Origin of the sequence: Butyrivibrio sp. INlla21 (assembly GCF_900116875.1) — a bacterium.
GTDB lineage: Bacteria > Bacillota > Clostridia > Lachnospirales > Lachnospiraceae > Butyrivibrio.
In genome coordinates this window covers 24,617-33,977 of sequence record NZ_FPCC01000030.1, presented here as the reverse complement: position 1 = coordinate 33,977, position 9,361 = coordinate 24,617, and the positions used below count along the sequence as shown (strand labels likewise).

Sequence of the window (9,361 nt, the reverse complement as noted above, 5' to 3'; positions counted from 1 at the left end):
AGCATCAGAAAAGCTTCCGGTCTCAAGATAACTCTGCACACCTCCTGCCAGTTCAAAGAAAGTATACATTCCCATGGATGTTGCCCTTAAAAAAAATGATAAAAACAGGAAAATGTCGATTTCCATGAGTAACACGAAATGAGACATTTTCCTGTTTTTGAATTATAAGCAAATCGCTATGCGGCGAAAACAAGCATCTAAGTAAAAATACTGTGAATCCGGGGAAAGCCTGTTGCTTACTTCCTGATTCCCGCGGCCTTAAGCAGCTCTTTTGTGTACTCTGCCTGAGGATTACGATACACGTCCTTCGTTTCGCCGTATTCTATCACTTTTCCATTCTTCATGATCATCACACAGTCGCTTATCTGGTACACTACGCGAAGGTCATGCGAGATAAATATGATGGAAATGCCAAGTCTCTTGTGAAGCGAACGAAGAAGCTCCATGATCTGCGCCTGTATCGTAACGTCCAAAGCCGAAACCGGCTCGTCAGCGATAAGGAGCTTTGGCTCTCTCATAAGGGCGATTCCGATGCATACTCTCTGCCTCTGTCCGCCCGATAACTGCGAAGGATATCTTTCAAGCATCTCAAGCGGAAGCTCGATCTCCTTCATGATCTCTTTTACCTTGGCAAGGCGCTCTTCCTTTGTCCACTTTCTGGTCTTATCGACTTTAAGAGGCTCCTCCAAAAGCCAGCCCACCTTCTTCGCCGGATTAAGAGAATTGTACGGATCCTGAAAAACCATCTGCGGGCCTTCATATTTCTGCCACAGCTCTCCCGTGTAGTCCTTGTTTATGCCGACAATGGCGCGCGCAAGCGTCGACTTACCGCAGCCCGATTCTCCCGCGATGGCAAGAACCGTACCTTCTCCCATCTCAAAAGAGACATCGTGAAGGATCTGCACCTTTTTATTGCCCGAAAAGAGCTTTCTTTTTCTGTTTTTATAAAAGACGCATAGGTCTTTTGCTCTCAGTACTGCTTCACTCATATACTTTCCCTGCGTTTTTGCCTAAAATAATACTCTGAAAACGGTCTCACTCCCCGATATCGATCTTGGGGATCGCCGCAATAAGCTTCTTTGTATAGGTATTCGTCGGATTTGAAAAGACTCTAGATGTCTTGCCGCTCTCTACGATATTGCCCTTCTGCATGACTATAACCCTCTCGCACAGCTGGCTTACAAGGCTAAGATCATGTGATATGAATATGATCGAGGTTCCCCTCTCTTTGTTGATCTTTTTAAGAAGCTCGACAATCTGCGCCTGAACTGTGACATCAAGCGCCGTTGTGGGCTCGTCCGCAATAAGGATCTTGGGATTACCTATCATCGCCGCCGCGATCATGACTCTCTGTCTCATACCGCCGGAAAGCTCATGCGGATGCATGTAGTAGATGTTCTCGGCGTCATTAAGTCCAACCGCCTTAAGCATCTCTATCGCTCTTTTCTTACGCTCCTTTTTATCGATATCGGGATGATGGATAAAAAGAGATTCCTCAACCTGCCAGCCGATTCTTTTAACCGGATTAAGGCTCGTCATGGGCTCCTGGAAGATCATCGAGATCTCATCGCCCTGATATGAACGGAGCGTCGCTCTGTCGCAGGTAAGAAGATCATCGCCGTTAAACATGATCCTTCCTGTCTTTTTAAGCGCATGTCTGTTTAAAAGCCCCGCAATGGCAAGAGCACTCATACTCTTTCCGGAACCGGACTCACCGACAATACCGACGATCTCGCCCTCTTCAAGCATAAGGTCAAAATCCTCAACGACCGTCTCAGGCTCGTCGTGATCGTGGAATTCAATATGAAGATCAGTTACATCAAGTATTATTCCCATCTTCTGAGCCCCTCTCCCAAGAATGAAAAACCAAGCACCATAAGCACAATAACAACACCGGGACACAGACAATAGCTCGGCGTTGTAAACATGTACTGCTGTGCATCCGACAGCATCTTTCCAAGGCTTGCGTAAGGAGGCTGCGAACCTACTCCTAAGTAGCTAAGTCCCGCTTCCGCAAGCACTGCATTGTTAAAACCTATAAGTATTGAAGAAGCCATAACTCCCTTGATATTGGGAAGTATGTGCACAAATATCATCCTGACATCGGATACGCCCTGAAGCTTGGCGCTCGCAACATAATCCATGTTCCTGCACCTAAGCACTTCGCCCCTTACGATCCTGGCAAAGCTTGGGATAAACGCTATTCCAAGTGACATAAGAAGCTGAACCCATCCCGTTCCGAAAACACTGACGATTACAAGTGCAAGAAGAATGCTGGGAAATGCAAAAAGAGCATCGATAACTCTCATGATAACTTCATCAAACACGCCGCCGAAATACCCTGTAAGCGCGCCGATCGCAGTACCGAGCACCGCACCGATCGTAACTGTTCCGATTGCTATAAGGAGCGTCACCCTGCTTCCGTACATAACCCTGCTGAACACGTCACGTCCCATATTATCGGTACCCATGATATGTTTAAAAGAGATTCCCTGAAGCTTTTCGGACGCACTCATCTTGGTCGGTTCATAAGGCATCCAAAACAGACCGACAATTATCATCAAAAGGATAATTCCGGTTATTATAAGCCCAAACAGCATATATGGGTCTTTTTTTATCTTTTTAAAATTCCTGTTTAAGTTCTTCATTCTTCAATGCCTATTCTCGGATCGATTATTCTGTAAATGATATCAACCAAAAGATTGGTCACGATAACCACGATCGCAATGCCCATGATTATCGCTTCCACAACCGGGTAGTCTCTGTTGCTGATACTTGTTAGAAGTATCCTGCTTATACCGGGTATGCTGAAAACCTGCTCAATTACAATGCTTCCCGCGATCATGTCCGCAAGCACCATTCCAAGGAAGGTGATGACCGGAATGAGCGCGTTCTTTAAAACGTGCCTGTACAACACACCGTTAGTATTGTTGCCTCTGCTGTAGGCGGTTCTCGTATAATCTTTTGCCGCCTCATCTATAACGCTGCCCCTTAGCATCTTAACCGTCATTGCTATCTTGGGAAGCGCAACCGCAACGGCAGGAAAGATCAGATACCTGATAAATCCGCCGAAATCATCCTTATATGAGATAAATCCCCCGGGAGTAAAGAATCTGAGCACCATTCCAAACACAAAGCTTATAAGGATTCCCGAAAAGAAAGGCGGAATTGCCATAACTATCTGGTTGAACACCGTGATAACTCTGTCGAGAATACCACCCTCATGCTTGGCGGTAATAATACCGAAGGGAATTGAGATCAAGATTGTAAGCAAAAAAGACATTACGGCCATCGTGAGCGTGATCGGGATCTTGCCAAGGATCATGCCGGATACGGGGACACTGTAGTTGTAGCTCGTGCCCATATCACCGTGAAGAAAAGCCGTAAACCATCTGAAATATCTGATAAAAAAGGGATCGTTTAGTCCCATTCTCTCCCTTGTCTGAGCAATAAGCTCGGGAGAAGCCTCCGTTCCGAGCATCCTAAGTGCCGGATCTCCCGGAATAATACTAAAAGCGAGGAATACGCATAGAGAAACCACCACTAAAGTAATTATCATGGAAATAATTTTTTTAATGATATATTTCATACGCGTATTCCCCGCATTCTTTTGTCTTCTTACGGATCGGACATTTATTCGGATCCGTTGTATGTCGTATTTACTGTGAAGGTCTGATCTTAGCTATATCCTGTACATAAAGGGGATAGAAAACATATCCCGTAAACTTCTTGTTGAGCGCCACAAACTCAGGAAGGTCCTGAATATATACGTTTGCAGCTTCTTTTGCAAGGATTTCCTCGCATTCCTTGTAGTACTTGGTCTTCTCGGCATCATCCGATGTGGCTTGTGCATTGGCATAAGCCTTATCAAATGCTTCGCTGCTGAAATTGAACATGTTCTTACTTGCATTTGTCTCATATCTAGCAAGAAGAGCCGCAGCGGAAAGTGTTGATGCGTCAAAACCAACAACCGTTGACTCGTACTTTCTGTCATTGTAAACATCAGAGAGCCATGAGTTCCACTCAATCTCCTGGATATTGGCTGTTACACCGATCGCCTTGAGCTCCTCGGAGATAACCTGAGCAGTATCAACGTGCTGCTTGTAGTTTGAAGGAACTGTTATCGTAAACTCAAATCCGTTAGGATATCCTGCTTCTGTCAAAAGAGCTTTCGCCTTCTCCACATCCTGATTATAAACATCGTTAAGCTCAGGCATGAAGTACTTACCGAATGAAGGATACATAGCACTTCCGATCTCAACGCCCGCTCCGTCGGAAACAAAGTCCATTATCTCCTTGGGATCGATCGCATAGCAAAGTGCCTGACGAACTCTCACATCATCAAAAGGCTTAACCTTATTGTTGAGGTAAAGAGCCTGTACAAGGTTCATTGTTCCCTCGTAGATCTCAAATTTATCGGAGAGCTGAGCTACCTGTGAGCTGGGAATTCTTGCGAACATATCGATAGATCCGCCCTCAAGATCCATAACAACCGCATCTGCATTGGATTCGATCTTGAAAACCACGTCCTTGATATATGCCTTGTCTCCCCAGTAATCATCAAATGCCGTTACTGTAAAGTTCTCCTGTGGTGCGCTTGATACATACTTGTAAGGGCCCGTTCCGATGATCTTGTTCTCGGGATGCTCGTTGGATGCCGGAATAATAGCAACCGTAAGCTGAGTAAGGAACTCGGAATTAGCTTCCTTAAGTACTATCTCTACGTGACTGTCATCAAGTATATTCACACTGTCTATATTGGAAAAAGAAGAAACAAGCGGCTCACTTCCGTCAGCGCCTGCGTTACGGTCGATAGAATATTTAATATCCTCTACTGTAACAGCCGAGCCGTCGTGGAACTTGATTCCGTCTCTGAGTGTGAAAGTATATACCTTATTATCTTCCGATATTGTGTACTCACTGGCTACAGCAGGGTTAAGATTACCGTTCTCATCGGGTTTAACAAGTCCTTCGAATATGTTAAACAAAACCTCTTTGGTTCCTGCCCCCGTCGCATAATGAGGGTCAAAACTATCCAAATCCTGAGGTATACCAACGATAAGCTTAGAAAGATCATCCGCATTTCCGGCCTGATTATCTGCCTGCGCAGCTTCACTTTCCGGTTTCTTGGAATCTCCTGTCTTGTCACTTGAGCAGCCGCTCAATGCAACAGTCAGCGTTGTCAACACAACCATCAGAAGACGGCAGCCTACCTTTCTGCCAATACTTCTTTTAATCATGTTAAAAATCTTCCTCCTTATTGAATTATAGGCATTGGCAATGCCATTACTGATAAAATATAAAGCCTTGACAAGTCTCTGTCAAGGCTTCCAAGTCATTCTTTCTTAAGTAGCGGAGTGTTCTTATCTGTTGTATCTGTGATAGTTCCGTCAGCCTCTTTTCGAAGAACAGATTTAAGTTCGTCCATAAAGGTATTAACATCCTTAAATTCTCTGTATACGGAAGCAAATCTTACATATGCGACCGGATCTAAGTTCTTCATCTTGTCCATTACTATCTCACCGATAGCACGGCTGGGAATTTCCTTCTGCTCCATATTGAAAACTTCGGTCTCAACCGAATCAACAAGCTTAGTGATCTGCTCGGCACTTACAGGTCTCTTGTGGCAAGCTCTGAAAACACCGGCTTCAATCTTGGCTCTGTCGTACGGCTCACGCACATCGCCTTTTTTTATAACTATGAGCGGAATCGTCTCAACCTTCTCATAAGTGGTAAATCTCTTGCCGCAGGAATCGCATACACGTCTTCTTCTAATGGACGTATTCTCATCCGCAGGTCTTGAATCGATTACTCTTGTATCATCTTTTCCGCAGAATGGGCATTTCATACCAAATCCTCCATCTCAACAAAATGACATTTGATAAGTATTTATTATCGGCAGATTTCATCCACAACATCTTGCCGAAAATACACGCATTTCTACCAGTTATTGTATCATTATTTTGCGATTTTTTCCACATAATAAAAATTCCCTCCACATTTGTGGAGGGAATACTAATCTGATTATTTTCTTTGTAAGAAATCAGGAATCTTGAGAGACTTGGGCTCTACTGTGCTCTTGATCTCACTGGGACGGCTGATTCCAAGTGTAGGTCTGGGACCTGCCGCAGCTGCTGCAGAAGCATCAGCTGATGAAACACCGATAGGTGTGATCGTAGGCTGAATAGGTGTTACAGGTGTAACGGGAGCCACGGGTGTATGTGCTGCAACAGCCTGAGGCTGAGGAGCTATCGTAGCTGAAACAGGTGAAGCTGTAGCTGCCACAACGGGCTTCACAGGTGTGTTGATCTGCTTGTCGTCAATACCTGTAGCAATAACAGTAATCGTGCATGATTCCTGCTGATTCTCATCATACATTGCACCGAAGATGATGTTAACATCATTTCCCGCAAGCTGGCGAACATACTCGGAAGCATCTGAAGCATCCTGAAGAGTGATGTCACCGGAAATATTGATAATAACGCTTGAAGCGCCATTGATCTTAGTCTCAAGAAGAGGAGACTCAACGGCCATCTTAACAGCCTCTGATGCCTTCTCATCGCCCTTACCTGTACCGATACCGATATGAGCAATGCCCTTGTCCTTCATAACCGTCTGAACATCGGCAAAGTCAAGATTGATAACTGCGGGTACATTGATAAGGTCTGTGATTCCCTGAACTGCCTGCTGAAGAACCTCATCGGCCTTCTTAAGAGCATCGGGCATCGTTGTTCGTCTGTCGACTATCTGAAGAAGCTTATCATTAGGGATAACAATAAGCGTATCTACGTTGGACTTGATGTTCTGTATGCCGAGCATAGCATTCTGCATACGAACACGAGCTTCGAAACTGAAAGGCTTGGTTACAACACCTACAGTCAGGATACCCATATCCTTCGCAAGCTTAGCTACAACGGGAGCAGCTCCTGTACCGGTTCCGCCACCCATACCACAGGTAACGAATACCATATCTGCACCCTTGAGAGCAGCCGAGATCTCCTCGGAACTCTCCTCAGCAGCCTTCTGACCGATCTCAGGCTTAGCACCTGCGCCAAGTCCCTTGGTCAGCTTCTCGCCGATCTGTAAAAGCTTGGGTGCCTTACAGAGCTGGAGAGCCTGCTTATCTGTATTGATACCGATGAATTCAACACCGGTTATATTCTCATCTACCATTCTATTAACAGCGTTATTACCTGCACCACCGACCCCGACAACGATGATCTTGCAAGCAGATTCCGCATCATTTGACTTTATCTCGAGCAAAACAACTCCTCCTTCACGACCTTTAAACTCCTGTTATCAATGATACGATTTTTAAAACAAATTATCAACCCGTTTTTTTGTTCGATAATTAATTCAAAAAATACGAAATATCATTCTTTTTTTGGGATAAATGAGGTGTTTTTGGTATCTTCATTAAAATCTTTCATCTCCAAAAGTCCCGTTTTTCCGTCAAGTTGATCGGTACGAAAAATTTTTTTAAGTTCTATGATCTTGGCGTCAATAAAATCCTTTGTTCCTATGCTGACCTCTATGCCACCGAAATACAGATAAACGTTGTATTCGCTGTCAAAAAATATTTTGTCGGCGTTAAGTTCGTATTTGGAAAGAAGCTGTGTGATATCAAGGATCTCATCAAAGACCTCATCGTTTTCCACCGGAAGCTTCTCGTGAATTATTACACTGTTAAACGATAGCCCCATAACCTGAGGGACTTCGTCGGATGGTTCAAAAGAACTTTCAACAACAATTCCGTCTCTGTCAAAATACATGTAATGACCGAGATAAGAAATATATCCCGCTATCGCTTTTTCATAGACATTGATCTTAACCGTATCCGGGGAGACTATGTCTACATCCATCTTTTCTATAAACGGGATATCACCGATGCTCTTATTTCGGTACTTCAAAGAAAGAAACATCGAGTTCTTACACAGTCTGTCAGTCATTACCATGTCTATTATCTCTTCATCCGTATAATGCTTATTACCGGAAACATAAACATTGGTAATTGTATAGGTGTCGGAAATGTATTTAATAACACCGAGTATTATCAAAAGAACAGCAAGAATGATAAGCGCAATAATATAAAGACTCCTGTTATTTCTGATGGAGTCTTTAATATGCCACCTGTTATTAAACTCGGATCGTCTTACGGAAGACGACCTTTTTCTACGTCTTCTTGCCATTTTTATCTTCCTATATTTCTTGCAACATTAAGCGCCAGACCAATTTCCGCCAGCTGAATAATAACCGCCGATCCTCCGTAACTTATAAAGGGAAGAGTGATTCCCGTGTTGGGAATTGTATTGGTAACAACCGCTATATTAAGAATAACCTGAATGGAAATATGTCCCATAACCCCGATAACGAGAAGGGCTCCAAGCATATCAGGTGCATTGTTTGCAATAATCATAAGTCTCCAGATAAGAAGGAGAAACATAAGCATAACGGCTATTGCTCCGAATAATCCAAGCTCCTCGCAGATAACCGAGAAGATCATGTCATTCTGAGCTTCGGGGATAAATCCCATCTTCTGCATACTCTCGCCCAAGCCCTTTCCGAATATTCCTCCGGAACCGATCGCATAAAGAGCCTGCAGTGTCTGGAATCCCTTTCCGCTTGAATGAGCTTTGGGATCAAGCCAAGCAAGTACTCTTTCAAATCTGTAGTTCATTCCGCTTGAATGTTCCGAATTGGCTATAATAAGAACAACGACCGCAACAAGCGCAAATAACGACAATGCCGCGATAACATATCTTCTGTATCCGGGAGTTGAGATAAAGAGCATGACAACAGTAATTCCCATAATGATAATGGCAGAACTCAGGTTCTTGGTAATGCCGTACACCATAAGTGAATAAAGTGCCGGAAATGCAAGCGCTGTCATATATCCCTTGGGACTCATAAGATTTTTTCTAAGCTTGATGATCAGAACTGCGGAGAAGACTATAACCGCAAACTTCGCGACCTCTGCGGGCTGAACCGACATACCCATGATGTAGATCCAACGCTTAGCACCGTTGATCCTTTTTCCGAAAGGAATGACCAAAATCAGCAACACAGCCGCCGCTATATAAATCGGAAATGCAAATTTTGCTATAAATCTGTATGGAATATATGAAACGATCATCATTGCAGCAAGTCCGATGATTGTTGAAACCATCTGGTGTCTGAAATAGTAAGATGAGTCACCCAGATCAAGATTAGCCTCATAGGAACTTGTGGAATACACCATTACAAGTCCGAACGCCAAAAGAAACAGTATGATAAATATCAAACTGTAATCAATATAAGACTCTTCTCTTGGTTTTCTAAGTGCTCTGATCCTATTCAAAACATCCCCTCGCTACAAAAAATA

Annotated in this window: 9 protein-coding genes; all 9 read right to left on the bottom strand. The window is 43.9% G+C overall.

Annotated elements, in window-relative coordinates:
• Positions 1-236: 236 nt before the first annotated feature.
• Positions 237-989 carry an ABC transporter ATP-binding protein gene (locus tag BM377_RS13765; protein WP_092249732.1) on the bottom strand — a complete coding sequence of 251 codons (753 nt, stop codon included), beginning with the start codon at positions 987-989 and terminating at the stop codon, positions 237-239.
• A 46-nt stretch (positions 990-1,035) separates the two neighbouring features.
• Positions 1,036-1,836, bottom strand: coding sequence for an ABC transporter ATP-binding protein (locus tag BM377_RS13760; protein ID WP_092249730.1), 801 nt, complete (start codon positions 1,834-1,836; stop codon positions 1,036-1,038).
• Positions 1,827-2,648 carry an ABC transporter permease gene (locus tag BM377_RS13755; RefSeq protein ID WP_092249727.1) on the bottom strand — a complete coding sequence of 274 codons (822 nt, stop codon included), beginning with the start codon at positions 2,646-2,648 and terminating at the stop codon, positions 1,827-1,829. Before BM377_RS13755 ends, BM377_RS13760 begins: the two co-directional genes overlap by 10 nt.
• The gene (locus tag BM377_RS13750) at positions 2,645-3,589 is read right to left on the bottom strand and encodes an ABC transporter permease (protein ID WP_092249724.1); all 945 of its coding nucleotides are present in this window, start codon (positions 3,587-3,589) and stop codon (positions 2,645-2,647) included. Before BM377_RS13750 ends, BM377_RS13755 begins: the two co-directional genes overlap by 4 nt.
• 70 nt (positions 3,590-3,659) lie before the next feature.
• Positions 3,660-5,240 (bottom strand): ABC transporter substrate-binding protein, encoded by a 1,581-nt coding sequence (locus tag BM377_RS13745; protein ID WP_092249721.1) that lies wholly within the window; start codon positions 5,238-5,240, stop codon positions 3,660-3,662.
• Between the two features lie 95 nt (positions 5,241-5,335).
• Positions 5,336-5,848: a transcriptional regulator NrdR gene (gene nrdR, locus BM377_RS13740; protein WP_092249718.1), complete on the bottom strand. Its 513-nt coding sequence runs from the start codon at positions 5,846-5,848 to the stop codon at positions 5,336-5,338.
• Between the two features lie 176 nt (positions 5,849-6,024).
• On the bottom strand, positions 6,025-7,263 hold the full coding sequence (gene ftsZ / locus BM377_RS13735; RefSeq protein ID WP_092249715.1) for a cell division protein FtsZ: 1,239 nt from the start codon (positions 7,261-7,263) through the stop codon (positions 6,025-6,027).
• A 110-nt stretch (positions 7,264-7,373) separates the two neighbouring features.
• Positions 7,374-8,189 carry a cell division protein FtsQ/DivIB gene (locus BM377_RS13730; RefSeq protein WP_092249712.1) on the bottom strand — a complete coding sequence of 272 codons (816 nt, stop codon included), beginning with the start codon at positions 8,187-8,189 and terminating at the stop codon, positions 7,374-7,376.
• A 2-nt stretch (positions 8,190-8,191) separates the two neighbouring features.
• Complete coding sequence (locus tag BM377_RS13725) at positions 8,192-9,337, bottom strand: FtsW/RodA/SpoVE family cell cycle protein (protein WP_242948183.1); 1,146 nt, start codon at positions 9,335-9,337, stop codon at positions 8,192-8,194.
• Positions 9,338-9,361: the final 24 nt, after the last annotated feature.

Excerpts from the sequence above, each read along its gene's own strand:
- BM377_RS13760 (WP_092249730.1), bottom strand. The coding sequence starts at position 1,836 with ATGGGAATAATACTTGATGTAACTGATCTTCATATTGAATTCCACGAT.
- BM377_RS13730 (WP_092249712.1), bottom strand. The coding sequence starts at position 8,189 with ATGGCAAGAAGACGTAGAAAAAGGTCGTCTTCCGTAAGACGATCCGAG.
- nrdR (WP_092249718.1), bottom strand. The coding sequence starts at position 5,848 with ATGAAATGCCCATTCTGCGGAAAAGATGATACAAGAGTAATCGATTCA.
- BM377_RS13765 (WP_092249732.1), bottom strand. The coding sequence starts at position 989 with ATGAGTGAAGCAGTACTGAGAGCAAAAGACCTATGCGTCTTTTATAAA.
- BM377_RS13745 (WP_092249721.1), bottom strand. The coding sequence starts at position 5,240 with ATGATTAAAAGAAGTATTGGCAGAAAGGTAGGCTGCCGTCTTCTGATG.
- BM377_RS13755 (WP_092249727.1), bottom strand. The coding sequence starts at position 2,648 with ATGAAGAACTTAAACAGGAATTTTAAAAAGATAAAAAAAGACCCATAT.
- BM377_RS13750 (WP_092249724.1), bottom strand. The coding sequence starts at position 3,589 with ATGAAATATATCATTAAAAAAATTATTTCCATGATAATTACTTTAGTG.